We start from the raw sequence: 24,512 nt of genomic DNA, 5'->3' as shown, positions 1-24,512 counted from the left end.
AGAGTGGGGCGTGCACGGCCATGGATGGCGCGCTCGACCCCAGACGTTACCGGCCGGGCACCCCCGGCGGGTGGTCGAGCCCCGGTGAGAACCGGCACAACGACGCCGTTGCCCCCGGTCAGGCCGGCGAGGTCGCCAGCGTCGACCGGTCGCCCTGCGAGCGGTAGGACGCGGTGGCCGACAGCAGCGCGAGCACGAGGCCGATCCCGAGCGCGGCCACGTAGGGGACCTGTCCCAGCGCGCCGGGCGGGGCGACGGCCACGGCGACCCCGGTGAGCGCGACGAGGACCGCCGGCCCGAGGGCGTCGGCGATCTGGAGGTGCGCGCTGACCTCGCCCTGGCGCGCCCGCGGGGTCCAGCCGAGCGCGAGCACCGAGGAGGAGGACATGGCGAGGCCGATCCCGCCGCCGGCGACGACCCAGGAGACGATCGTCAGCCAGGCGGGCACGTCCGGCCACGAGGTGGGGATCGCGACGGCGATGCCGGCCGCCAGCATCGACGACCCGATCCAGGGCAGCCGCGCCCGCGTCGCCTCGGTCCGCACGCGCGCAGCCACCACGGAGGCCGCGCCCCACGACAGGGAACCGACGGTCAGCACGCTGCCGGCCGACATGGCGTCCCAGCCGTGCTGCTCCTGCAGGAGCAGCACGAGGTAGACCTGGGTCGCGACGTAGGCGCCGTTGAGCAGGGCCCGGCCCGTGACGAGCGCGGGCACGCGGGCTCGCAGCCGCAGCGCGCCGCCGGGCAGTAGGCGGGGGAGGCAGGCCAGCAGCACGAGCGTGCCGAGCCCGAGGAGGATCCAGTCGGACGCCGTGAGCCCGACGCCCTCGCCGGGGGCCGAGCCCGCCGACTGCAGGAGCGCGGCCCCGGTCCCGGCCCCGACGGCGACGAGGATCGCGGAGCCGCCCCGGTCGCCCGGTGCGGATCCTCGCCTCTCGCCCGGTGCCGAGCCCCGCTGCTCGCCCGGCGTCGAGACCGGCCGGGCCCTCGGCACGTCCGGCACGTTCGGCGCGGCGGCGCGGGCCGCCGCCTCGTCGCGGCGGAGCCGGGCGAAGACCGCGAGGACGAGGAACATGGCCGGCACGGCGACGGCCGCGATCCCGAGGAACACCCACCGCCAGGACACGTGGTCCGCGAGGAACCCGGCCAGCAGCGGCCCGACCAGCGACGGCACGACCCACGCCGCGGAGAAGGCCGCGAAGAAACCCGGGCGCCGCCGGGCGGGGACGACGGTCCCCACGAGCACGTACAGCGGGACGATGACGAGCGCACCGCCCACGCCCTGGACCGCCCGGCCGAGCACGAGCAGCCACATGTCCGGGGCGAGGCCCGCGAGCGCGAGGCCGGTGATGAAGGTGACGATGCCGGTGACCAGGGCGGCCCGGGTCCCGCCCGCGTCGCACCACCTGCCGGCGGCCGTCGTCGTGGCCACCTGCGTGGCGAGCGTGATGCCGTAGGCGAGCGCGTAGAGCTGTCCGCCGTCGAGCGCCCGGGAGACCGTCGGCATGGCCGTCGCCACGGCGAGGGCCTCGAAGGCGACGAAGGTGATGAGCGCGATCGAGACGACGAGGAGGAGCCGGATCGTCCTCACGTCGGTGTGTTCCGCGAGATCGTCGCCCGCCTCAGCACTCACCCGCGCATCGTCGCCCCGCGGGGGGCGGCCGGACAACTCACCGGTGCGTGAGACGTACCATCGGGGGCGGCCCCCGCCCGTCTCGCGGGGTGCACCCCGACGGAAGGACCCCTCGTGCTCCGCACGCGCCCCGCAGGAACTCTCACCGCCGCCGACGCCGGCGCAGACGTCACGCTCGCCGGCTGGGTCGATCGACGGCGCGACCACGGCGGCGTCGCGTTCCTCGACCTGCGGGACTCCTCGGGCATCGCCCAGGTCGTCGTCCGCGACGAGGACGTCGCCCACGAGCTGCGCAGCGAGTTCGTCGTCCAGGTGACCGGCGAGGTCTCCGTGCGCCCCGAGGGCAACGCCAACCCCGAGCTCGCGACCGGCGAGATCGAGGTCATCGCCACCGAGCTCACCGTGCTCAACAGCTCGGCCCCGCTGCCGTTCCAGGTCTCGGACCACGCGGGGGACTCGGGCGCCGTCGGCGAGGAGGCCCGCCTCCGGCATCGCTACCTCGACCTGCGCCGCACCGGCCCGGCCGCCGGGATCCGCCTGCGCTCGAAGGTCAACCAGGCCGCTCGGCGTGTGCTCGACGCGCAGGACTTCGTCGAGATCGAGACCCCCACGCTCACCCGGTCCACCCCGGAGGGGGCCCGCGACTTCATCGTGCCCGCCCGCCTGGCCCCGGGCTCCTGGTACGCGCTGCCGCAGTCGCCGCAGCTGTTCAAGCAGCTGCTCATGGTCGGCGGGATGGAGCGGTACTACCAGATCGCCCGCTGCTACCGGGACGAGGACTTCCGGGCCGATAGGCAGCCGGAGTTCACCCAGCTCGACGTCGAGATGAGCTTCGTCGACCAGGACGACGTCATCGGCGTCGCCGAGGAGATCCTCGCCGAGCTGTGGGCGCTCATCGACGTGGCTATCCCGCGCCCGATCGCGCGGATGACCTACGCCGAGGCGATGCGCCGGTTCGGCTCGGACAAGCCGGACCTGCGGTTCGGCGTCGAGATCACCGAGCTGAAGGACTTCTTCGCAGACACCCCCTTCCGTGTGTTCCAGTCCCCGTACGTGGGCGCCGTCGTGATGCCCGGCGGGGCGAGCCAGCCGCGTCGCACGTTCGACGCCTGGCAGGACTGGGCCAAGCAGCGCGGTACGAAGGGCCTCGCCTACGTGACGATCGCGGAGGACGGCACCCTCGGCGGGCCGGTCGCCAAGAACATCTCTGAGGCGGAGCGGGCCGGGCTCGCGGCCGCGGTCGGCGCCGAGCCGGGGGACTGCGTCTTCTTCGCCGCCGGGGAGCAGACGTCCTCGCGCGCCCTGCTCGGTGCGGCGCGGCAGGAGATCGCGGCGCGCACCGGCCTGATCGACGAGGATGCGTGGGCGTTCGTGTGGGTCGTGGACGCGCCGCTGTTCAAGCCGGTCGCCGAGGCCCTGGACGAGGGCGACGTCGCCGTCGGCGGCGGACGCTGGACGGCCGTGCACCACGCCTTCACGTCCCCGACCCCGGAGTGGATCGACCGCTTCGAGGAGGACCCGGGCGAGGCGCTGGCCTACGCCTACGACATCGTCTGCAACGGCAACGAGATCGGCGGCGGTTCGATCCGTATCCACCGTCGCGACGTCCAGCAGCGCGTGTTCGACGTCATGGGCATCGGCGAGGCCGAGGCGCAGGAGAAGTTCGGCTTCCTCCTCGACGCCTTCCAGTTCGGCGCGCCCCCGCACGGCGGCATCGCGTTCGGCTGGGACCGGATCGTCGCGCTCCTGCACGGGGTGGACTCCATCCGGGAGGTCATCGCCTTCCCCAAGACCGGTGGCGGGTACGACCCGCTGACCGGCGCGCCCGCGCCCATCACGGAGGACCAGCGCGCCGAGGCCGGCGTCGACGCCGAGCCCGAGGACGAGGAGCAGGAGCAGGCCGAGGCGGGCAGCAGCGAGCCGACGGGCGGTACCGGCGCGCCGTCCGCACGAGCGTGACCGACGCGCACGAGGGCTTCCTCGACGGCGACCTGTTCTACCGGGCGCAGGCCGCGCGGATCGGGGCCTCGCCGCTGGCCCAGACGGCCACGGCGGGCGTCGGCGTGGGACCCGACCCGAACGGCGGGGGCCGGCGCGTGCTCGCCTCCGGCGACGTCGATCAGATCGTCGACCTGCTCATCGCCCACCCGGTCGCCGACCTGGCCTCCGCCCAGGCGCCGCTCGGGACGCTGGCCGAGCTGCGGCGTCGGGCCGAGGCGGAGGCGGACGCCCGGACGGCCCTCGCGCCGTGGCTCGCCATGACCACGGGACGGGCCTGGGACCTGCTCGCGATCCACGAGGCGCCCGAGACGAGGCCCGGTGAGGAGGCGGTGCTCCGCCTCGAGCAGGTCGAGGCGAACCGCGTCGTTCGCGACGTCCTCGCCGAGGCATACCCGGACACGTGGGCGCTCCGGCACCTCGAGGAGCACACGTGGACCGGCTACGTGCGCGACGGCGAGTGGCTGGCCGTCATGGCGTCCCGGCGCGCGCCCGTCCAGGGCGGAGGAGAGGTCGCCGTGCTCTCGGGCCTGGGCACGCGCCCGGCCCACCGGGGCCAGGGCGTCGGCTCGGCGCTCACGTGCGCGATCACGAGGCGCGAGCTCGCCGCAGGCGCGCGCGTCGTCCAGCTCGGTACGTGGGCCGACGTCGTCGGGCCCAGGCGCCTGTACGAGTCGCTCGGCTTCCGGCTCGTCCAGCAGGTGGAGAACATCGCGCCGGCCGACCCCGCCTGACCGATCGTTCAGGCCGTGCCGAGGGCCTGGCTCGGGAACGGGGCGACGGCACGCGCCCGCGGGCGCGCGACGCGCCCCGACGACCGGTGGCAGGATGAGGCGATGGTGCGCCACCTCGACATCCACCCCACGGACCCGCAGCCGCGGAAGATCGCCCAGGCCGTCGACGTCCTGCGTCAGGGCGGTCTGGTCGCCTATCCCACGGACTCGGGGTACGCGCTCGGCGCGACGCCGGGCAACAAGGACGCGATCGAGCGGATCACGCAGCTCCGGCGCCTGGACAAGAAGCACCACTTCACGCTCGTGTGCCACGACTTCGCCCAGCTCGGTTCGGTCGTCATCGTCGACAACTCCGACTTCCGGCTCATCAAGTCGCTCACGCCCGGGCCGTACACCTTCATCCTCACGGCCACGAAGGAGGTGCCGCGGATGATGGTCCACCCCAAGAAGCTCACCGTCGGCGTGCGTATCCCCGACCACCCCGTCTCCCTGGCGCTCGTGCGCGAGCTGGGGGAGCCGATCCTGTCCTCCACCCTGATCCTCCCGGACGCGGAGGAGCCCATGTCGGAGGGCTGGGTCGTGGCCGAGGAGATCGGCCACGCGCTCGACGCCGTCGTCGACTCCGACGTCACCTCGACCGAACCCACGAGCGTGCTCGACCTCAGCGAGGGGGACGTGCGCGTCGCGCGGGTGGGCGCCGGGGACGTCAGCCGGTTCGAGTGAGCAGGGAACGACGCACGGACCACCGAGCCCCGGCGGGCGTCACGAGTCCCGACGTGCGTCGTCGCTCTCGGCGGGTGCGCCGATCGCGCCGGCGATGCGCTGCTCGAAGGCGTCGGTGGCCGCGGTCGGCAGCACGACGAGTCCGCTGAGCTCGCGGGTGGCGCGCCGGTAGGCCGTCTGCCGCTCCGCATAGGTGGCCGAGGGGTCGTCGGCGAGCGAGAGGAACTTCTTGGCACGGACGAGCGCCTGCTGCTCGGTCACGGAGAACGCCGAGGCCTGACGCCGCCGCGCCTCCTGCTCGGCGACGTCGAACGCGGTCTCGTACCGGCGCACCGCGTCCCGGTACTCGGCGAGCAGCTCCGCGTCGACCGGCTCGTCGGCACCGGCGGCGCCGGGAGCACCGTCGGCATCGCCCGGCCGGAGGGCGTCGGCGTCCCGCTTGGCCCGGTGGAAGTCCACGGTCAGCGGTTCGCGCATGTCGGTCATCAGCGGGTGGTCGATGAGCTTGGCGATGTCGAGCTCGTAGTCGAGCCAGCGCTCGTCCACCGCCGCGTGCCGCGCGCGCGTGCGTTCGATCTCCCGCCGGGAGGCCTCGACCCGCTCCGCCTCTGCGTCCCGCGCGCCGTACTTGATCCGCGCGAGCTCGATCTTGTGCTTACGCCTGCGCTTGTCCCACTTGCTCACACCCGTGGCGACGCCACCGACCGCGCCGCCGATGACCCCGCCGAGGGGGAACACCAGCCACCAGTAGCCGGCGATGAAGTCGAAGAGGCCCACGACCGCACTCTAGGGTGCCGCACCTCGGCGCCCGATCGGTGACTCCGAACGCCCGCGCGGCCTGAGAATTGCGGCGCGAACGCCGTTGACCTGGCTTATCATCCTCCGCGTGCCACCCGCCATCCACGCCTCTGCCCTGCGCAAGACGTACGGCGACTTCGTCGCGGTCGACGGGATCGACCTCGAGGTGGCGCCCGGAGAGAGCTTCGGCCTGCTCGGCCCCAACGGCGCCGGCAAGTCGACGACGATGCGCATGATCGGCGGCACGCTGGACCGCTCCGGCGGGGAGCTGAGCGTGCTCGGCATGGACCCGGGCCGGCAGGGCCCCGAGGTCCGCGCCCACCTCGGCGTCATACCGCAGCAGGACAACCTCGACGAGGAGCTCCGGGTCAAGGAGAACCTCGTGATGTACGGCCGGTACTTCGGCATGTCGCGCCGCGAGCTTGCCGCCAGGGCCGACGAGCTGCTCGAGTTCGCCCAGCTCACCGAGAAGTCCCGGGCCAAGGTGCAGTCGCTCTCCGGCGGGATGAAGCGACGCCTGACGATCGCACGGGGGCTGGTCAACGACCCCAAGATCCTCCTGCTCGACGAGCCCACGACCGGCCTGGACCCGCAGGCGCGGCACATCCTGTGGGACCGGTTGTTCCGCCTCAAGGAGGGCGGGACCACGCTCGTCGTGACGACCCACTTCATGGACGAGGCCGAGCAGCTGTGCGACCGGCTCGTGGTCGTCGACCACGGCCGGATCATGGCCGAGGGCTCGCCGCGCGCGCTCATCCGCGAGTACTGCACGCGCGAGGTCGTCGAGCTGCGGTTCGGCTCCGCGCGCAACTCGTCCGTGGTGGCCGAGCTCGCGGACGTCGCCGAGCGCACCGAGGTGCTGCCCGACCGCGTGCTGCTCTACGCCGACGACGGCGAGGCCGTCGTCGAGGAGGTCGCCCACCGGGGCCTGAGCCCGATCACCTCGCTCGTGCGCAGGTCCTCCCTGGAGGACGTGTTCCTCCGGCTCACCGGCAGGAGCCTCGTTGACTGACCACGAGGACGCCGCCCGGGCAGGAGCCGGGGCGGGGGCGACGACGGGGGTGTCGTCGTCGGGCGGTCCCGACGCGACGGTCGCCACCTCCGCCGGCGCCGACCCCCGCCACCTGGCGATGGCCGCCGCCGCGCGACGCTGGGGCTGGTGGTACCAGACCGAGGCCTGGCTGCGGAGCTTCCGCTACTACGCCTTCTCGGCGCTGATGTACGCCGTCGGGCAGCCGCTCGTCTACATGATCGCCATGGGTATCGGGCTGGGCACGCTCGTCGGCCAGGGCGCGGGCACCGTCGACGGCGTGGACTACCTGACGTTCGTCGCGCCCGCGATCCTCGTCTCGACCGCGGTGATGTCGGTGACCGGCGAGATGACCTACCCCGTGATGACCGGGTTCAAGTGGCAGCGGCTCTACCACGCGCCCGCCGCGACGGCGATGAGCCCCGGGCACATCGCGCACGGCCACTTCGTCGGCGTCATGCTCCGGTTCGCCGCCCAGTGCCTCGTCTTCTGGCTCATCATGCTCGCGTTCGGCGCCACGTCGTCGCCGGCCTCGGTGCTCCTCGTGCCGATCGGCGTGCTGGCCGCCGCGGCGTTCGGTGCACCGGTGCAGGCGTACGCGTCGACGCTCGAGGACGAGGGCTTCCAGTTCTCGGCGATCCAGCGCTTCGTCGTCATGCCGATGTTCCTCTTCGCGGGCACGTTCTTCCCGCTCACCGTGATGCCCGTGTACCTCCAGTGGATCGGTTGGCTCTCCCCGGTGTGGCACGGCAGCCAGCTGGCCCGGGTGGTCTCCTACGGCGCCGACGTCGCCCCGTGGCTCATCGCCGCGCACGTCGCGTTCCTCGTGGCGTGCACGGCCCTCGGGCTCGTGTGGTCCCGGCGGTCCTACACGCGCAGGCTCTCCTCATGAGCGCGCGGTCCATGATCCGCTCGCTGTGGGCGGGCAACACCGGGGCGGTCGTCGAGCGCGGGTTCACCGTGGTGCTCGCCCAGAACTGGATCATCCTCGTCTCCGGCTTCTTCGAGCCCGTGCTCTACCTGCTGGCGATGGGGATCGGCATGGGCGGCCTCGTCGGCGAGGTCGTCGGCCCCGGCGGGCAGGCGGTCGAGTACGCCGTCTACATCGCCCCGGCGCTGCTGGCCACCTCCGCGATGAACGGCGCCATCTACGACTCGACCTTCAACGTCTTCTTCAAGCTCCGCTTCGCCAAGCTGTACCAGGCGATGCTGCAGACGAGCCTCGGTCCCCTCGACGTGGCGCTCGGCGAGATCGTCATGGCCCTGTTCCGCGGGTTCCTCTACGCGTGCGGGTTCCTCGGCGTCATGGCCCTCATGGGCCTGGTGACCAGCTGGTGGGCGCTGCTCATGGTGCCCGCGGCCGTCCTCGTCGCCTTCGGTTTCGCCGCGATCGGCATGGGGATCACGAGCTTCATGACGAGCTTCCAGCAGATGGACGTCATCGGGTTCGTCATGCTCCCGATGTTCCTGCTCTCCGCCACGCTCTACCCGATCGACGTCTACCCCGAGGCCGTGCAGTGGCTCGTCCAGGCGCTTCCGCTGTGGCACGGCGTCGAGCTGATGCGCCACCTGGGCGTCGGACACGTCGACTGGGCCACGCTCGGGCACCTCGGCTACTTCGTGGCGATGGTGGGCGCGGGGCTGTGGCTGACGACCGTGCGGCTGCGCGCCCTGTTCCTGCGCTGAAGGCGCCGGCTCGTCCGGCACCGGCAGGGGGACGGTGGCGAGGTCGTGCCGGAGGTGGTGAGGTCGTGCCTGCGGAGCACGATCTCGCCATGTGCGGCACGACCTCGGCGCAGGTGGGGACCGGACCGGGCGGCCCCGCGGTCAGGGCTGCGGGTCCTCGGCGTCGTAGTCGAGGAACTTCCTCTGGAGGGCCACGACCGCGGCGAGGGCGAGGACGCACGCAACACCGGCGGCCACGAGCGCCCAGCCCTCGCCGGTGACCGTGGCGAGCGAGCCGAGGAGGAACTCGCCCAGGCGGGGCCCGCCGGCGACCACGACGATGAAGATGCCCTGGAGCCGGCCGCGCAGGTGGTCGGGGGTGGCGACCTGCAGGATCGTGGTCCGGAAGACCATGGCGATGGAGTCCGCCGAGCCGGACACCGCGAGCGCGACGCACACGAGCACCAGCGCCCACGGCGCGCCGAGATGCCCACCCAGGAGCACGGCCGCCCCGGCGAGCGCGACGGCCACCCCGTAGGAGCCCACCGCCGCCACCGTGCCCACACCCTGCCGGCGCACCCGTCCCACGGGACCGGAGAACGTCAGCGCGAGCAGCGCCCCCGCGGCGATGGCGGCCGAGAGCACGCCGGTCGTCCCCTCGGTGCCGCCGAGCCAGACGATCGCCACCGCCGGCAGGAGGGCGCGGGGATTCGCCAGCACCATGGCGCAGAAGTCCGTGAGGAACGTCATCCGGATGTTGGGTGCGGTGGCGAGGAAGCGCACGCCGTCGGCGACCGAGCGCAGCCCGGGCATGCGCGCCCGCACGCCCGCGACCGAGCCCTGCGGCGGCACGGGCGGCAGCGTCCACATCCCCCACATCGCCACCGTGTAGAGCAGGGCGTCGCCGAGGTAGGTCATCGTGTAGCCGACGTGCTCGACCATGAACCCGGCGAGCAGCGGGCCCACGAACATCGACCCGGACATGACGATGGCGTTGAGCGCGTTCGCCGCCGGCAGCTGGTGGGGCGGCAGCAGACGGGGATAGATCGCGGAGCGCGCGGGGGAGACGATCGCGAAGCCCGTCGAGTGCAGGACCACGAGCCCGTAGAGGACCCACGTCTCGGTATTGCCGAGCGCGGCCTGCGCCACGTTGAGCCCACCGGTCACCCACAGCAGGACACCGCCGGCGAGAGCGACCTTGCGCCGGTCGAACACGTCGACGACGGCGCCGCCGTACAGGCCGACGACGACAATGGGCACGAGCGCGAACAGCCCGACGAGCCCGACCGACATCGACGAGCCGGTCAGCGCGAACAGCTGCAGCGCGATCGCGGTCGTGGCGAGCTGGGCGCCGAGGGCGGACGCCAGCTGGCCGACCCACAGGTGCCGGTAGGGGACCGACTCGCGCAGCGGCGTGAGGTCGAGGAGGAGCCGCACCTCAGTGCTCGATCGAGAAGCGCTCGTAGAGCCGCCTCAGCGGGGCCGGCGCCCACCAGTTCCAGCGGCCGAGCAGCGTCATCGTGGCGGGCACGAGCAGCAGCCGCACGAGGGTCGCGTCGAGGAGGACGGTGAGCGCGAGCCCGAGCCCGACCTGCTGGATCGCGTCGATCTCCCCGAGGGCGAACCCGAGGAACACGGCGATGATGATCGCCGCCGCGGAGGTGATGATCCGCCCCGAGCGCTGCAGCCCCCGCTCGACGGCGAGGTCGTTGTCCCCAGTTGAGTCCCAGTACTCCTTGATGCGCGCCAGGAGGAAGACCTCGTAGTCCATCGCGAGCCCGAACCCGAAGGCGACGATGATCGCCACCACGTACGTCTCCAGGCCGGCGTGCGGCTCGGACAGGCCGATGAGGCTCGATCCCGTCTCGGACGTGAAGAGCCAGGTGGTCAGCCCGAGCGACGCGGCGATCGAGAGGACGTTGATGAGCAGGGCCTTGATCGGGATGAGCAGCGACCCGGTCATGAGGAACAGCAGGACGAACACGGCCAGGACGACGACGCCGGCCGTCAGCGGGAGCCCGTCGACCAGGGAGTCGGTGAAGTCAATCTGCGCTGCCGCCGTCCCGCCGGTGAAGGTCTCGAACCCCGGGTCGACGGCGCGGATCTCCTCCGTGGCGGCGACGCCCGTGGCGTCGCCCGGGTCGTCGGTGGCGAGCGTGATGGTGACGAGCGACCGGCCGTCGTCCAGGACGCTCGGCGTCCCGACGGACTCCACACCGTCGATCGCCTCGACCGCCTCGGCCCACGCGCCGAGCTCGTCGGGCGCGGCGTCGGCCACCGTGTAGGCGTCGGCGAACCCGAGCGCGGGATAGTCCTCGGCGAGCACCTGCAGCGCCTGCCCGGTGTCGGTGTCGGTCGGGACCATCTCGACCGACGACGAGCGCAGCGTCATGTTCGCCAGCGGGGAGACGGCCACGGCGAGGAGTGCGGTGACCCCGACGAGGATCGCCCAGGGATGGCGGTGGACGAACCGGGCGAGCCTGGAGAACGCGCCCTCGTCGGACCCGGTGTCCCCGAAGGCACGCACGAGGAGCCGGAGCCCCGGGACCTTCGCCAGCGCGGAGCCGCGCGCGAGGCGGTGGCCGGTCAGGACGAGGACCGCCGGGATGAGCGTGATTGCCGCGACGACGGCCAGGAGCACGACGGCGACCGCGCCGGCCGAGATCGTCGTGAGGATGTCGGGACGCATGAGGAGCAGGCCGGCCACGGAGATCGCCACGGTGACGGCGGAGTAGAACACCGTGCGTCCCGCGGTCTCGACGCATCTGCGCACGGCCGCCATCAGCCGCGGGTCGCGGCTCCCGGGCCGGAAGGGCCCCGCGTCGTCGGTCGTCTCGCGGATGCGGGCGACCTCCTCGCGGAAGCGCGAGACCACGAGCAGGCCGTAGTCGATGGACAGGCCGAGCCCCAGGACGGTGACCACGTTGAGGACGAAGGACTGGATCTCCATCCCGTAGGTGAGCGCGAGCAGCGCACCCATGCCGGCGACGATCGACGCGAGCGCACCGATCACGGGCAGCGTCGCGGCGAGGAAGCCGCCGAAGACGACCACCATGATGAGGAGGGCGACCGGCAGCCCGATCGCCTCGCCCCGGATGAGGTCCTCCTGGATCTGGGCGTTGATGGCGTCGACGACGAGCTGGGTCGAGGTGAGGTGGGCGTCCGCGTCCGGTCCGAGGGCGGACAGGTCGGCGGACTCCATGAGCTCCACGACCTCGGCGTGGGTGGCGTCGACGTCGGCGTCGTTGTCGATGGTCGCGATCACCGCGACGCCGTCGCCCTGGGCCGAGACGAACGGGCCGGCCTGCTCGTCGGCGGGACCGCCGGGGAAAGCCGCGGGGGAGACGGCGCGGGAGACGCCCGAGATCTGGTCGAGCTCGGCGGTGAGCGGTCCGAGCACCTGGGCGACGGCGGCCTGGGTCTCGGGGTCGGCCACGTCGATCCCGGTGACGACCATCGTCACGGTGTCGGCGTCGGTCGAGCTGTCCTCCATCGCGCGGGAGGCGATCGTGGACTCGGAGCCCTCGATGACCGGTTCGTCGCCGGCGGCCATCCGGTCGAAGAGCCCGTCGCCGCCGAACCCGGTCAGTGCCCACGTCCCGGCGCCGGCGACGACGAGCACCCAGGCCAGGACGACGAGCTTCGGGAACGAGGTGACCAGTCGGCCCAGTGCGCGGAACACGAGGCTCATGCTCGCACCGCGCGACCGGCCGCACGTACCTGATTGCCGTTGCGGCCACGAGGCGTGCGCCACCCCCGCACGCCCGATGACGGCGGTCCGGATGTGGGACGGGCTCCGTAGGCTGGGGCGGTGGACCTGTTCACCTCCGCCTCGACCACCGACGACGGCACGCCCGCCGCCTCGGCGGGCGCGCCGTTGGCCGTGCGCATGCGGCCGGCGAGCGCGGACGAGGTCCTCGGCCAGGACCATCTGCTCGCGCCGGGGCAGCCGCTGCGCCGCCTCCTCGAGCCGGCCGACGCGTCCGGCTCACGCCGCACGGCCCCGGCCTCCGTCGTCCTGTGGGGCCCGCCCGGCACGGGCAAGACGACGATCGCGTACCTCGTGGCGCGCGCCTCGGGCCGCAGGTTCGTCGAGCTGTCCGCCGTCACGGCCGGCATCAAGGACGTGCGCTCCGTCGTCGAGTCCGCCCGTCGGGACCTCGTCACCTCCGGGCGGGAGACGGTGCTGTTCGTCGACGAGGTGCACCGGTTCACCACCACCCAGCAGGACGCGCTGCTGCCGGCCGTGGAGAACCGCTGGGTCACGCTCGTGGCCGCCACCACCGAGAACCCGAGCTTCTCGGTCAACGCCCCGTTGTTGTCCCGCTCGCTCCTGCTCACCCTGCGCCCGCTGACGGCCGACGACGTGCGCAGCCTCGTGGCGCGCGCCCTTCACGACGAGCGCGGCCTGGGCGGGTCGCTCACGCTTCAGGACGACGCGGCCGACGTGCTCGTGCGGCTCGCCGGGCCGGACGCCCGCAAGGCGCTGACCATCCTCGAGGCCGCGGCCGCGGCCGCGGAGGACGCCGGCGACACCGCGGTGGCCACCGCCCACGTCGAGGCGGCGATCGACGTCGCGGCCGTCGTCTACGACCGCGACGGCGACCAGCACTACGACGTGATCTCCGCGTTCATCAAGTCCATGCGCGGCTCCGACGTCGACGCCGCCCTGCACTACCTGGCGCGCATGATCGCGGCGGGGGAGGACCCGCGATTCATCGCCCGCCGCCTCATCGTCCACGCGTCCGAGGACGTCGGCATGGCGGACCCCACCGCGCTGACGACCGCGGTCGCCGCCGCCCAGGCGGTCCAGCTCATCGGGATGCCCGAGGGACGGATCCCGCTCGCGCAGGCCACCATCCACATCGCGTCGGCCCCGAAGTCCAACGCCGCCTACCTCGGCATCGACGAGGCCCTGGCCGACGTCCGATCGGGCCGATCCGGCCAGGTGCCCCACCACCTGCGCGACGCGCACTACGCCGGCGCCGAGCGGGCCGGCCACGGGGTCGGCTACCGCTACCCGCACGACGACCCGCGCGGCGTCCTGGCGCAGGACCACCTGCCCGAGGAGATCGCGGACGCCACCTACTACCGGCCCACCACCCACGGGCACGAGCGGGAGATCACAGGGCGCCTCGGCGCGATCCGCTCGATCCTGCGCGGGAAGCGCTGATACCCTGCTGAGGTTGTCCTGCGCCACCGGCGCAGGCGCTCCTGGGGTCCTGGCCACCGCCGGCACCAGCCGGCCACCACGGTCGACCCCACACCGACGGCGCAGCGCCGTTCGGTCGTGACACGAGTAAGGAATCCGCATGGCCCCCAGCCGTACCCGCCGTCAGGTGCGCCTCTCGCGCGCCCTCGGCATCGCCCTGACCCCCAAGGCGCAGAAGTACTTCGACAAGCGCCCCTACGGCCCCGGCGAGCACGGCCGCGCCCGCCGCCGCCAGGACTCGGACTACTCCGTCCGGCTCAAGGAGAAGCAGCGCCTGCGCGCCCAGTACGGGCTCCGCGAGGCCCAGATGGTCCGGGTCTTCGAGGAGGCCCGCCGCGAGCCAGGCATGACCGGTGAGTCCCTCGTCGAGCTGCTCGAGATGCGTCTCGACGCCCTCGTCCTGCGCTCCGGCTTCGCGCGCACCACCGCGCAGGCCCGCCAGGCCGTCTCGCACCGCCACATCCTCGTCGACGGCAAGATCGTCGACCGCCCGTCGTTCCGCGTGCAGCCCGGCTCGGTCATCCAGGTCAAGCCCCGTTCGCAGACGACGACGCCGTTCCAGGTGGCCGCCGCCGGCGGGCACCGCGACGTGCTCCCGGAGCTGCCGCCCTACCTCGACGTCCAGCTCGAGAAGCTGCGCGCCGAGCTCAAGCGCCGCCCGGCCCGCCCCGAGGTCCCCGTGACCTGCGACGTCCAGCTCGTCGTCGAGTACTACTCGCGCTGATCCACCCCCGCGCTGCGCCCCGGTCACGAAGGTGATCGGGGCGCAGGCATCTCAACCGGGCTCCGGATCAGCCAGAACGCCGATTGGTAACGATCGCGTCTCGGCGCGATAGTCTGCCCCGAGCCGCCCGGCCCCGTCCGGTCTGCGGACGCCCCCCGAACCGCCGAAGAGGACCGATGCGCACCGCCGAGATCCACCGCCGTTGGAACGAGCACTTCGCCCGGCACGGTCATGAGGTCGTCCCCTCGGCCTCGCTCGTCTCGCCGGACCCGTCGCTGCTGTTCACGATCGCCGGGATGGTGCCGTTCATCCCGTACATCGTCGGTACGGAGAAGGCGCCGCACCCCCGCATCTCCTCGGTGCAGAAGTGCATCCGCACCAACGACATCGAGAACGTCGGCCGCACGACGCGCCACGGCACGTTCTTCCAGATGGCCGGCAACTTCTCGTTCGGGGACTACTTCAAGGAGGGGGCGATCGACCTCGCCTGGGAGTTCATCACGGACGCCGAGCGGGGACTCGGGCTCGACGGCGACCGCATGTGGGTGACGGTCTGGGACGAGGACGCGGCCGCCCTTCACCACCTCACGTCCGTGATCGGCCTGGACCCCGAGCACATCGTGCGTCTCCCGCGCGAGGAGAACTTCTGGGACACCGGTCAGCCCGGCCCCGCCGGCCCGTGCGCCGAGTGGCACTACGACCGCGGGCCGGAGTTCGGCCCGGAGGCCGAGGGTGGCTCGGTCGACCCGGGCGGCGACCGCTACCTGGAGTTCTGGAACCTCGTCTTCGACCAGTTCCTCCGCGGCCCCGGCCAGGGCAAGGACTACCCGCTCCTCGGCGAGCTCGACAGCAAGTCGATCGACACCGGGGCCGGCCTCGAGCGCATGGCCTACCTGCTCCAGGGCAAGAACAACCTCTACGAGACCGACCAGGTCTTCCCGGTCATCGCGCGCACCGAGGAGCTGACCGGCCGCCGGTACGGCGCGGACGCCGAGGATGACGTCCGCCTGCGCGTCGTGGCCGACCACGTCCGCTCCGCGCTCATGCTCATCGGCGACGGTGTGCGCCCCGGCAACGACGGCCGCGGCTACGTGCTGCGCCGCCTCATCCGCCGCGCCGTGCGCTCTGTGCGCCTGCTCGGCGTCGAGGAGGCGACCCTCCCGGAGCTGCTGCCCGTCTCCCTCGACGCGATGAAGGAGACCTACCCCGAGCTCGAGGCCGGCTTCGGTCAGATCAGTGACATCGCCTACGGCGAGGAGGACTCCTTCCTCCGCACGCTCGCCTCGGGCACGACGATCCTCGACACGGCGGTCACGCGTGCCAAGGAGCGCGGCGGCCCCACGGCGGCGCGGCTGTCCGGCGACGACGCGTTCGCCCTGCACGACACGTACGGGTTCCCCATCGACCTCACCCTCGAGATGGCCGCCGAGCAGGGCGTGTCCGTCGACGAGGAGGGGTTCCGCACCCTCATGGGCGAGCAGCGTCAGCGCGCCCGCGCCGACGCGCTCGCGAAGAAGTCCGGCCACGTCGACACGGCCCGGTACAACGAGATCCTCGCCTCCCTCGGTGCTCCGGTGGACTTCCTCGGCTACCACGAGGCCGAGGCCGAGGGCCGGGTCGTCGGTCTTCTCGTCGACGGCGAGCCGGCACCCACGGCGAGTGCGCCCGCCGACGTCGAGCTCGTCCTGGACCGCACCCCGTTCTGGGCCGAGCAGGGTGGCCAGCTGGCCGACCAGGGCGAGATCCGGCTCGTCGGCGGCGGGGTCGTCGACGTCGCGGACGTCCAGCAGCCCGTCAAGGGCCTGACCGTCCACCGCGGAGCCCTCACCGAGGGCACCGTCACCCTCGACGAGGGCGTGCACGCCGCGATCGACACCGAGCGCCGCCGGCACATCGCGCGCGCACACACCGCGACCCACATGATCCACAAGGCGCTGCACGAGCACCTCGGGGAGCAGGCCACGCAGGCCGGCTCGGAGAACTCGCCGTCGCGCGTGCGCTTCGACTTCCGCCACGGCTCGGCGGTCGACGCCGCCGTGCTCGGCGACATCGAGGGCCGCGTCAACGAGCGTCTCACCGAGGACCTCGACGTCACCGACGAGACCATGAGCCTCGACGCCGCCCGAGAGTCCGGCGCGGTCGCGCTGTTCGGCGAGAAGTACGGGGACCAGGTGCGTGTGGTCTCGATCGGCGGCGACTGGTCCAGGGAGCTGTGCGCCGGCACGCACGTCGACCGCACCGGCAGCCTCGGGCTCGTCACCGTGCTGGGGGAGGCCTCGATCGGCTCGGGCGTGCGCCGGGTGGATGCGCTCGTCGGCGCAGGCGCCTACCAGAACCAGGCGCGCGAGAAGGCGATCGTCTCCCAGCTCGGCCAGCTCGTCGGCTCCCGCCCGGATGAGCTCATCGACCGCGTCGGGTCGCTCATGACCAGGCTCAAGGGCGCCGAGAAGCAGCTGGCCGCGCTCCAGCAGGCCGAGCTTCTGCGCCGTGGCGGGGACCTCCTCGACGCGGGCGAGCAGGTCGGGGACCTCACGCTCGTGGCAGCGGACCTCGGCGCCGTCTCCGGCGCGGACGACCTGCGCACCCTCGCGCTCGACGTGCGGGGCCGGGCGGGGGAGTCCCGGGGCCTGGTCGTCGCCCTCGTCGGCACGGCGAACGACCGACCGCTCGTGGTCGTCGCGACCAACCGGGCCGCGCGCGACGCCGGCGCACGCGCCGGGCAGCTCGTGCGCACCGCGTCGGGCGAGCTCGGCGGTGGTGGCGGAGGCAAGGACGACGTGGCGCAGGGCGGCGGCACGGACGCCTCCGCCGTCCCGGCCGCGCTCGCGGCCGTCCGCGCGGCGTTGGGCCGCGCATGACGCTGCGCCGCGGGGTGCGGATCGGCGTCGACGTGGGCACGGTCCGCGTCGGCGTCGCCCGGTGCGACCCTGACGGCGTGCTCGCGAGTCCCGTCGCCACGCTCGCACGCGACGCCGGTGGCGCCGACCAGCTCGAGATCGCGCGCCTGACCGAGGAGACCGGCGCGATCGAGGTCGTCGTCGGTCTGCCGCGGAGCATGGACGGCAAGGTGCGGGCCTCCGCGCGCGCCGCCACCGACTACGCCGCCACGCTCGCCGGCGTCATCGCCGCCACGAGCCCCGACGTCGCCGTCCGCCTCGTCGACGAGCGCCTGACGAGCACGTCCGCGCACCGCGCCATGCACGCCAGCGGCCGCCCGGGGCGGCGGCACCGCGAGGTCGTCGACCAGGTCGCGGCCGTGCTCATCCTCGAGAGCGCACTGGACGCCGAGCGCGCGACCGGAAGGCCCGCAGGCCGCCCGGTCACCCCCCGAGCGCCGAAGGAGACTTCCCGATGAGCGACCTGTTCGACGAGGTGGCCGACAGCCCGGCGGAACCCGAGGGGGCGGTCCGGGCCTCGCGCCGCGAGGTGCGTGCGCAGGAGGAGGCGCGCAGGCGCCGCAGGAGGCGTCGCACCCGGTCCGTCGTCGTCGTCGTGCTCACCGCGCTCGCCCTCGCCGCCGTCGCCTGGTTCGCCCTGCCGCAGGTCCGCGACATGCTCGGGTTCCGGCCCGACACGAGCGCCGAGGACTTTCCCGGACCCGGCAGCGACGAGGTCGACGTGACGATCCCGATCGGCGCCTCCGGCACGGAGATCGCCTCGACGCTCGTCGAGGCCGGGGTCGTCGCGTCCGAGCGCGCCTTCACCGACGCCTACGCGAACAACCCCGACTCCGGCGGCATCCAGCCGGGGACCTACACCCTGCTGGAGGAGATGCGGGCGGAGGACGCCGTGGCGGCGCTGCTCGACCCGGCCAGCCGCAACGAGATCACCATGACCATCCCCGAGGGTTTCACCCGCGACCAGGTGGTCGAGCGGGTGGCCGGCAACCTCGAGATCGAGGTCGAGGAGGTCGCCGAGGCGGCCGCCGACGCCGAGGCGATCGGGCTGCCCGAGGTGGCCGAGGGCGAGTCCGAGGGCTGGTTCGGTCCGGCGACCTACGCGTTCGAGCCGGACACGACGGCGGAGGAGGTCCTCGCCGAGATGGTGACCTTCCAGGTCGACCGGCTCCAGCAGCTCGGCGTCCCGGAGGAGGACTGGCAGTCCGTGCTCACGCGGGCCTCGATCGTCGAGCGCGAGGTCAACATCGACGAGTACATGCCGCAGGTCGCCACGGTCATCGAGAACCGCCTGAACGACACCACGGAGACCAACGGGATGCTCGGGATGGACTCCACGGTCCTGTACGGCATGGGTGAGACCGGCGGCATGCCGACCTCTGACGACACGGCCAACCCGGACAACCCGTACAACACGTACGTCCACCCGGGCCTGCCGCCCACCCCGATCGGGTCGCCCGGCGACACCTCGATCGCTGCTGTCCTCGACCCCGCCGAGGGCGACTGGCTCTACTTCGTCACGGTCAACCTCGACACCGGCGAGACCCTGTTCGCCTCCACGCTGGAGGAGCAGAACGAGAACGTCCAGCTGCTGCGCGAGTGGCAGGCCGAGAACCCGTCGTCGTGACCGGCCACGGGGTGACCGGCCACGGCGGGTCGGGGGGCGTCGTGACCGGCCACGGCGAGGTCCTGGTCGGCCAGGACGTCCACGCGCCCGGCGTACGGCGGCGGGCCGCCGTCGTCGGCTCCCCGGTCGCCCACTCCCTGTCGCCGACCCTCCACCGCGCGGCGTACGCGAGCCTGGGCCTCACCGACTGGGCGTACGGGCTCCAGGACGTGACGACCGACCAGCTCCCGGACGTCCTGTCCGGGCTCGACAGCTCGTGGGCCGGGCTGTCGGTGACGATGCCGCTCAAGCTCGCGGCCGCGGGCGCGGTGGACGTCAAGGACTCCGTGGCGGGGCTCCTCGGCGTCGTCAACACCATCGTCGTCCAGCCCGGGGGCCTCATCGTCGGCGCCAACACCGACGTGGCGGGCATCGCGGGAGCGCTGGCGGACGCGGGCCTGACGGCGGCGGACGGACCGGCGGTGGTCCTCGGCGCCCGTGCGACCGCCTCGTCGGCGGTGGCGGCGCTCGGCAGCGCCGGGGTGCGCGAGCTGACGTTCGTCGCCCGCAACGTGGGCGGTCCGGGGTCCGCGCTGCCGGTCGCGCACCGCGCCGGCCTGGCGGCGGGGCATGTCCGACTCACCGACACCGCCGGGGTGGCGCGCGCGCTCGCGGGAGCCGCCGTCGTGGTGTCCACGCTCCCGCGCGGCGTCGCCGACCCGGTGGCGGAGCTCGTGCCGGCCGCGGTCCGCCCGGAGGCGGTCCTCCTCGACGTCGTCTACGGGCCGACGCCGACGCCCCTGGCCGCCGCGTGGGCCGCGTCCGGCGGCACGGTCGCCGAGGGCTGGGGAATGCTCCTGCACCAGGCCGTCGATCAGGTCAGACTGTGGACCGGGCGGCAGCCCGACGCCGTGGCCGTGCGGGCCGCGCTGCTCGACCAGCTGGCCGTGCGCGCTCGTGGCGCGGCGATCCCTGACTCGCCGCCGGTGCTGCCGCCCGCGAGATGACGGACGGGCGCCGCGTGCCGCACGCCGCCCGAGGAGGGGGAGGTGGCACGTGGGCGACGCATCGGGTGCTCCCGCCCGACGGGCGAGGGCGGCGGCGTTCGGCGCGGTCGGTCCGGCGACGATCGGCCTTGCCGGCGTGGTCGCGGTCCTCGCCTCCGTCGCGCTGCTATCGGCGGACGGCTCAGCGGCCCCGCACGCCGGACCAGGGGCCGCGGCCGGTGCCGCGACCGGTGCGGCCCGCGTGCTGTGGGCGGCGGCGGGCGGCTGGCTCGCCGGGATCGCCGTGCTGCTGGCGGTGACCGACGTCAGGACCCACCGGCTGCCCGACCGTCTCCTGCTGGCCGCCGCCGTGGTCGTCGGTCCGCTCCTCGTGGCGGCCTCGGTCACGGCCGGAGCTCCGGCGGCACTGATGCAGGCCGCGGCCGGGTCACTGGTCCCGGCGGGCGTGCTCTACGTCGTCGCGCTCGTCACGCCGGGCGGGGTCGGCCTCGGCGACGTCAAGCTGCTCCTGCTGATCGGTGCGTGGCTGGGCTACCTGTCCGTGCCCGCCGCCACCGTGGGTCCGGTCCTCGGCATCGTCCTCGGCGGGCTGCACTCGATCGGTGCGGTCCTTGTGGGGCGCGCGAACCTGCGGTCCCACGTCCCGCTCGGGCCCTCGCTGCTCCTGGGCGCGGCACTGGCGACGTGGCTGGAGCTCACCGGCGGTCTCGCGGTCTGACGTCGCGGGCCCGCCCGCCCACACCGCCCGGCACGACCCGTGACAGGGGTGGTGCCCGGCCGCTCCCGGCCGGGGCCGCCCCTGGGGCTGCGCCCCGACTACTTCCTGGTCTGCCCGTAGCCGGACAGGCCGCTGCCGGCCTCGGCGAGGAGCTGGTCGCTGAGCACCTTGACGTGGGCCCCGGGCGCGCCCGCGACGGACATCGCCCGCAGGTGCACCTCGCAGACGTACTCCAGGTACTGCAGGAGGCTGAACGCCTTCGCCAGGGTCGGCCCGGTCGTCAGCGCGCCGTGGTTGGCCATGAGCGCGCCCGCACGGCCCTCGAGGGCGCCGGCCACGTTCGTGGCGAGCTGGTCGGTGCCGAAGGTCGCGTAGGGCGCCACCCGCAGGCGGCCGCCGAACATCGACGAGTAGTAGTGCGTCGCCGGCACCTCGTCGACCACCACGCTCAGCGCCGTCGACGCCGGCGCGTGGTTGTGGGTGATCGCCCGGGCGTCGGTGGCCGCGTACACCGCCAGGTGCAGCGGCAGCTCGCTCGACGGCGCGTACGCGGCGTCGACGGGCTCGCCCGACAGGTCGTGCACCCCGACGTCGCCGGGCTCCAGGTCCTCGTAGGCCATGCCCGACGGCGAGATGACGACCTGGTCGCCCACCCGCACCGAGACGTTGCCCGCGGTGCCCACCACGAGTCCCTGTCGTTGCATCTCCTGGCAGACGCGCACCACCTCGGCGCGCTCCTTCTCGAGCAGCATGCTCACCTGACCCTCCTCGTGTCTCTCGTCGTCATCCCTGCGGCCGGTCAGGGCTGGAGGATGTACTTCGAGCCCTTGCCCTCGGCCATGTCCTCGAGCGACTCCACGAGGGCCTCGAGCGGGCGGGTCTCGGTGACGAGACTGAGCCCGTCGAACTTGTTCGTGCTCAGCAGCTCGACCGCGATCTGGACGAACCGCGGCTGGTGGTGGTAGACGCCCTTGAGCGTGTACTCCTTGTAGTGCATGTCGGAGGAGTTGACCGAGAACGGCGCGTTCTTCGGGGTCCCGCCGAACAGCACGGCGGTGCCGCCCGGACGCAGCCCGAGCACGGTCTGCTCCCACACGTTCGGCAGACCCACGGCCTCGATCGCGACGTCGGCGCCCCGCCCGCCCGGGGTGAACGGGCGCACGGCGGCCGCGCACTCCTCGGGGGTCTCCAGACCGGTGAGGTCGACGGTCTCGCTCGCGCCGGCGGCGCGGGCCTGCTCGAGCCGTCCGGCCGAGCGGTCGGCCACGACGACGGTGGCGCCGCGGAGCTGGGCCAGCTTGAGGAACATCTGGCCGATGGGGCCCGCACCGTTGATGACGACGGTGTCGCCGAGCTCGATGCCGGACTCGTGCATGCCGTGGACGACCGTCGACAGCGGCTCGAGGGGGGCGGCCGCCTCGAACGGGAGGGAGTCGGGGATGACGTAGGTGTTGCGGTCGACGATCGCCTTCGGCACGACGATCTGCTCCGCGAACGCACCGTTGAGGTACTGGAGGTTCTCGCACAGCGACTCGCGGCCGATGGTGCACGCCCAGCACGAGCCGCACGGCGCCGTGTTGGCGGCGACGACGCGCTGCCCGACGGCGAACCGCTCCACGCCCTCGCCGACCTCGGTGACGACGCCGGCGAACTCGTGGCCGAACCGAGCGGGCAGGGAGGGGAACAGCGTGGGGTGCCCGCGCCGGTAGGACTTCAGGTCGGTGCCGCACGTGGCGGCGGCCTTGATCTCGACGGCGATCTCGCCGGGTCCCGGACGGCCCTCGGGCACGTCCTCGAGCCTCAGGTCGCCGGGTCCGTGGAACATGTACGCGCGCATGCGCTCTCTTCTCTGCTCGTGCGGTCCTGCTCGCGCAGTCCTGCGTGTGCGGTCCGGGGCGGCCGATCGCGTCGGCCGCCCCGGTCGGTGTGCGCCCCGCCGCGACCGGGTCGGCCGCGGCAGGGCGCGGTGTCACTCGACGTCGCCCACCTCGGCGTCGGGGTACTTCGTGGCGAACGCCTGGAGCTTGTCGGTGGTCCCCTTGAGGGCGTCGTACATCTCGCCCTGGATCGCGCCGAGCTCGGCGTAGATCTCGTGGTTGTCCTGGTTCGGCTCCGTCACGTCGCCGAAGCGCGCCATCGCCTGGGCGGCGGTGCGCACCGAGGTGTCGCCGTGGACGCCGGTGGAGGCCATGGCCAGGACGCCCGCGCCGAGCGCGGAGATCTCGTCCTCGAGGCAGGCCGTGATCGGCTTCCCGCTCGTGTCGGCCATGATCTGCCGCCACAGCGGCGAGCGGACGCCGCCGCCCATCGCGCGCACGGTGGTGATCGTCGTGCCGGTGGCCTTCTCGAGGCCGTCGAGCGACCGGGCCATCTCCAGGCCGATCGCCTCGAGGAGTGAGCGGTACATGGAGCCGCGGCCGTGCGAGCCGCGCCATCCGACGACCGCGCCGCGCGCGATCGGGTCCCAGTGCGGGCTCTGGACGGCGTTCCAGTAGGGGAGCGTCACCAGGCCGCCGGAGCCCGGTGCGCGTTCGGCGGCGATCCGCTCGAGCTGGGGGTCGGGGCGCCCGCGCAGCTCGGGGTTCCAGAACGCGGTGCGGTACCAGGTGGGCAGGAACGCGCCGGAGGACTGGAGGACCTCGAGCACGTAGGTGTCGGCGACGCCGCCTGCGAGGGTGCGGTAGACGGGGCCGAACGCGTACTCCTCGGACAGGACGCCGGCCACGACCGCGGTGCCGAGGTTCATGTAGAGCGTCTGCTCGTCCACGGAGGCGGCGCCGATGCCGGCGCCCTGGCCGTCGCCGAGGCCGGCCACGAGCGTGACGGGCTGCGAGAGGCCCCAGCCGTCGAGGACGGACTCCTGGATCTCGCCGAGCACCTCGCCCGGCTTGTACAGGTCGACCATCTGGTCCTCGCGGACACCGGCGATCTCGAGGAGCGAGGAGTCGTAGGTCTGCCGGGCGATGTCGAACAGGCCGAGGGAGTCGGCGCAGGCGACGGAGTCCTTCCACTCGCCGATGAGCTTCTTCACCAGGTAGGCGTGGACGTTGACCACGCGATCGGCCTTGTCCAGGACGCCCGGCTCGTTCTCCTTGACCCATGCCATCTTGTAGATGGCCGGCGTGACGTCCGGCGGCTTGCCCGACAGCTCCCAGATGTCCTTCGTGCCGTACTTCAGGATCTGGTCCGAGGCCCTGATGTCCATCCAGAGGATGCCGTTCCTCAGGGGCGTGCCGTCCTCGGTGAACGGGGCGAACGTCTCGCGCTGGTGGGTCACGCCCATCGCGACGATGCGCTCCTTGTCGGCGTTCTTCAGCTGCGAGACCGCGGCGGCGACCGCCTCGTTGGTGGAGTTCCACCAGGCCGCGGGGTCGTGCTCGGCGAACCCCTGCTGCGGGCTGCGGAGCTGGATCTCCCGCTTGCCCAGCGCCACCACCTTGCCGTCGGGGTCGACGATGATGGCCTTGCTGGACGTGGTCGACGAGTCGACCGCGATGACGAGCGGTGATGACGGGGGCATGGGAACCTCGAATCGGCGCTGATCGGCGTCGGGCCGCCGTCGGCCGCGACGGGAGCCGCAGTCCCGGCGCGGACTCCACGATGATCTCACCACGGTTCGTGTTGGAAGCACCAGTATGTCTGGTGACGCGAACGATCGTGCGGGACGCCGCCGACGCGCTGCACGGTGGTGCGCTCGCTCCGTGGGGCGCGCGCCGTGAGCCTGTGCCGAGCTCCGGCCCCGCGACCGTGCGCGGGGCGCGCCGGAC

The 24,512-nt window shown here is 73.2% G+C and carries 20 protein-coding genes; 13 read left to right on the top strand and 7 right to left on the bottom strand.

The window, feature by feature from the left end; all coding sequences use genetic code 11:
- Positions 1 to 118: 118 nt before the first annotated feature.
- Positions 119 to 1,633: an MFS transporter gene (locus tag ACPYO4_RS12220; protein ID WP_425709521.1), complete on the bottom strand. Its 1,515-nt coding sequence runs from the start codon at positions 1,631 to 1,633 to the stop codon at positions 119 to 121.
- 114 nt (positions 1,634 to 1,747) lie between these two features.
- On the opposite strand from ACPYO4_RS12220, the gene aspS reads away from it, so the two are divergent.
- From aspS to ACPYO4_RS12205, 3 genes are all read left to right on the top strand, one after another.
- Positions 1,748 to 3,592, top strand: a complete 1,845-nt coding sequence (aspS, locus tag ACPYO4_RS12215) for an aspartate--tRNA ligase (RefSeq protein WP_425709520.1) — start codon at positions 1,748 to 1,750, stop codon at positions 3,590 to 3,592.
- Positions 3,589 to 4,365 carry a GNAT family N-acetyltransferase gene (locus ACPYO4_RS12210; protein WP_425709519.1) on the top strand — a complete coding sequence of 259 codons (777 nt, stop codon included), beginning with the start codon at positions 3,589 to 3,591 and terminating at the stop codon, positions 4,363 to 4,365. The genes aspS and ACPYO4_RS12210 overlap by 4 nt, the downstream gene beginning before the upstream one ends.
- A gap of 102 nt (positions 4,366 to 4,467) precedes the next feature.
- On the top strand, positions 4,468 to 5,088 hold the full coding sequence (locus ACPYO4_RS12205; protein ID WP_425709518.1) for an L-threonylcarbamoyladenylate synthase: 621 nt from the start codon (positions 4,468 to 4,470) through the stop codon (positions 5,086 to 5,088).
- Between the two features lie 39 nt (positions 5,089 to 5,127).
- On the opposite strand, the gene ACPYO4_RS12200 is transcribed toward ACPYO4_RS12205, so the two are convergent.
- Positions 5,128 to 5,865, bottom strand: a complete 738-nt coding sequence (locus ACPYO4_RS12200; protein ID WP_425709517.1) for a hypothetical protein — start codon at positions 5,863 to 5,865, stop codon at positions 5,128 to 5,130.
- Positions 5,866 to 5,974: 109 nt separating this feature from the next.
- Here ACPYO4_RS12200 and ACPYO4_RS12195 point away from each other — a divergent pair, with 109 nt between their 5' ends.
- From ACPYO4_RS12195 to ACPYO4_RS12185, 3 genes are read left to right on the top strand one after another with little or no spacing between them, the layout of a single operon-like run.
- The gene (locus ACPYO4_RS12195) at positions 5,975 to 6,898 is read left to right on the top strand and encodes an ABC transporter ATP-binding protein (RefSeq protein ID WP_425709516.1); all 924 of its coding nucleotides are present in this window, start codon (positions 5,975 to 5,977) and stop codon (positions 6,896 to 6,898) included.
- Positions 6,891 to 7,808, top strand: a complete 918-nt coding sequence (locus ACPYO4_RS12190; protein ID WP_425709515.1) for an ABC transporter permease — start codon at positions 6,891 to 6,893, stop codon at positions 7,806 to 7,808. Before ACPYO4_RS12195 ends, ACPYO4_RS12190 begins: the two co-directional genes overlap by 8 nt.
- Entirely contained in the window at positions 7,805 to 8,602 is a 798-nt protein-coding gene (locus ACPYO4_RS12185) for an ABC transporter permease (protein WP_425709514.1), read from the top strand. The genes ACPYO4_RS12190 and ACPYO4_RS12185 overlap by 4 nt, the downstream gene beginning before the upstream one ends.
- A 141-nt stretch (positions 8,603 to 8,743) precedes the next feature.
- On the opposite strand, the gene ACPYO4_RS12180 is transcribed toward ACPYO4_RS12185, so the two are convergent.
- Together ACPYO4_RS12180 and ACPYO4_RS12175 are read right to left on the bottom strand one after the other, a co-directional pair.
- Entirely contained in the window at positions 8,744 to 10,018 is a 1,275-nt protein-coding gene (locus ACPYO4_RS12180; RefSeq protein WP_425709513.1) for an MFS transporter, read from the bottom strand.
- Between the two features lies 1 nt (position 10,019).
- Positions 10,020 to 12,272, bottom strand: coding sequence for an MMPL family transporter (locus ACPYO4_RS12175; protein WP_425709512.1), 2,253 nt, complete (start codon positions 12,270 to 12,272; stop codon positions 10,020 to 10,022).
- Positions 12,273 to 12,392: 120 nt separating this feature from the next.
- On the opposite strand from ACPYO4_RS12175, the gene ACPYO4_RS12170 reads away from it, so the two are divergent.
- From ACPYO4_RS12170 to ACPYO4_RS12140, 7 genes are all read left to right on the top strand, one after another.
- Positions 12,393 to 13,754 (top strand): replication-associated recombination protein A, encoded by a 1,362-nt coding sequence (locus ACPYO4_RS12170; RefSeq protein ID WP_425709511.1) that lies wholly within the window; start codon positions 12,393 to 12,395, stop codon positions 13,752 to 13,754.
- 139 nt (positions 13,755 to 13,893) lie between these two features.
- Entirely contained in the window at positions 13,894 to 14,517 is a 624-nt protein-coding gene (gene rpsD, locus ACPYO4_RS12165) for a 30S ribosomal protein S4 (protein WP_425709510.1), read from the top strand.
- A 176-nt stretch (positions 14,518 to 14,693) separates the two neighbouring features.
- The gene (alaS, locus tag ACPYO4_RS12160) at positions 14,694 to 17,375 is read left to right on the top strand and encodes an alanine--tRNA ligase (RefSeq protein ID WP_425709509.1); all 2,682 of its coding nucleotides are present in this window, start codon (positions 14,694 to 14,696) and stop codon (positions 17,373 to 17,375) included.
- Positions 17,372 to 17,872 (top strand): Holliday junction resolvase RuvX, encoded by a 501-nt coding sequence (gene ruvX / locus ACPYO4_RS12155; protein WP_425709508.1) that lies wholly within the window; start codon positions 17,372 to 17,374, stop codon positions 17,870 to 17,872. Before alaS ends, ruvX begins: the two co-directional genes overlap by 4 nt.
- Positions 17,869 to 19,041, top strand: coding sequence for an endolytic transglycosylase MltG (mltG, locus tag ACPYO4_RS12150; protein ID WP_425709507.1), 1,173 nt, complete (start codon positions 17,869 to 17,871; stop codon positions 19,039 to 19,041). Before ruvX ends, mltG begins: the two co-directional genes overlap by 4 nt.
- Entirely contained in the window at positions 19,038 to 20,027 is a 990-nt protein-coding gene (locus ACPYO4_RS12145; protein ID WP_425709506.1) for a shikimate dehydrogenase, read from the top strand. The genes mltG and ACPYO4_RS12145 overlap by 4 nt, the downstream gene beginning before the upstream one ends.
- Before the next feature lie 49 nt (positions 20,028 to 20,076).
- A complete protein-coding gene (locus ACPYO4_RS12140) occupies positions 20,077 to 20,745 on the top strand; it encodes a prepilin peptidase (protein ID WP_425709505.1) in 669 nt (222 codons plus the stop codon).
- Between the two features lie 98 nt (positions 20,746 to 20,843).
- On the opposite strand, the gene ACPYO4_RS12135 is transcribed toward ACPYO4_RS12140, so the two are convergent.
- From ACPYO4_RS12135 to ACPYO4_RS12125, 3 genes are all read right to left on the bottom strand, one after another.
- Entirely contained in the window at positions 20,844 to 21,497 is a 654-nt protein-coding gene (locus ACPYO4_RS12135; RefSeq protein WP_425709551.1) for a class II aldolase/adducin family protein, read from the bottom strand.
- A gap of 47 nt (positions 21,498 to 21,544) precedes the next feature.
- Positions 21,545 to 22,582 (bottom strand): zinc-dependent alcohol dehydrogenase, encoded by a 1,038-nt coding sequence (locus ACPYO4_RS12130; RefSeq protein WP_425709504.1) that lies wholly within the window; start codon positions 22,580 to 22,582, stop codon positions 21,545 to 21,547.
- A gap of 132 nt (positions 22,583 to 22,714) precedes the next feature.
- The gene (locus tag ACPYO4_RS12125) at positions 22,715 to 24,265 is read right to left on the bottom strand and encodes a xylulokinase (protein ID WP_425709503.1); all 1,551 of its coding nucleotides are present in this window, start codon (positions 24,263 to 24,265) and stop codon (positions 22,715 to 22,717) included.
- Positions 24,266 to 24,512 lie beyond the last annotated feature (247 nt).

It is taken from the genome of Georgenia sp. Z1491 (genome assembly GCF_049856175.1).
Taxonomy (GTDB): Bacteria; Actinomycetota; Actinomycetes; order Actinomycetales; family Actinomycetaceae; genus JB111.
This window is presented reverse-complemented; position numbering and strand designations above follow the sequence as displayed.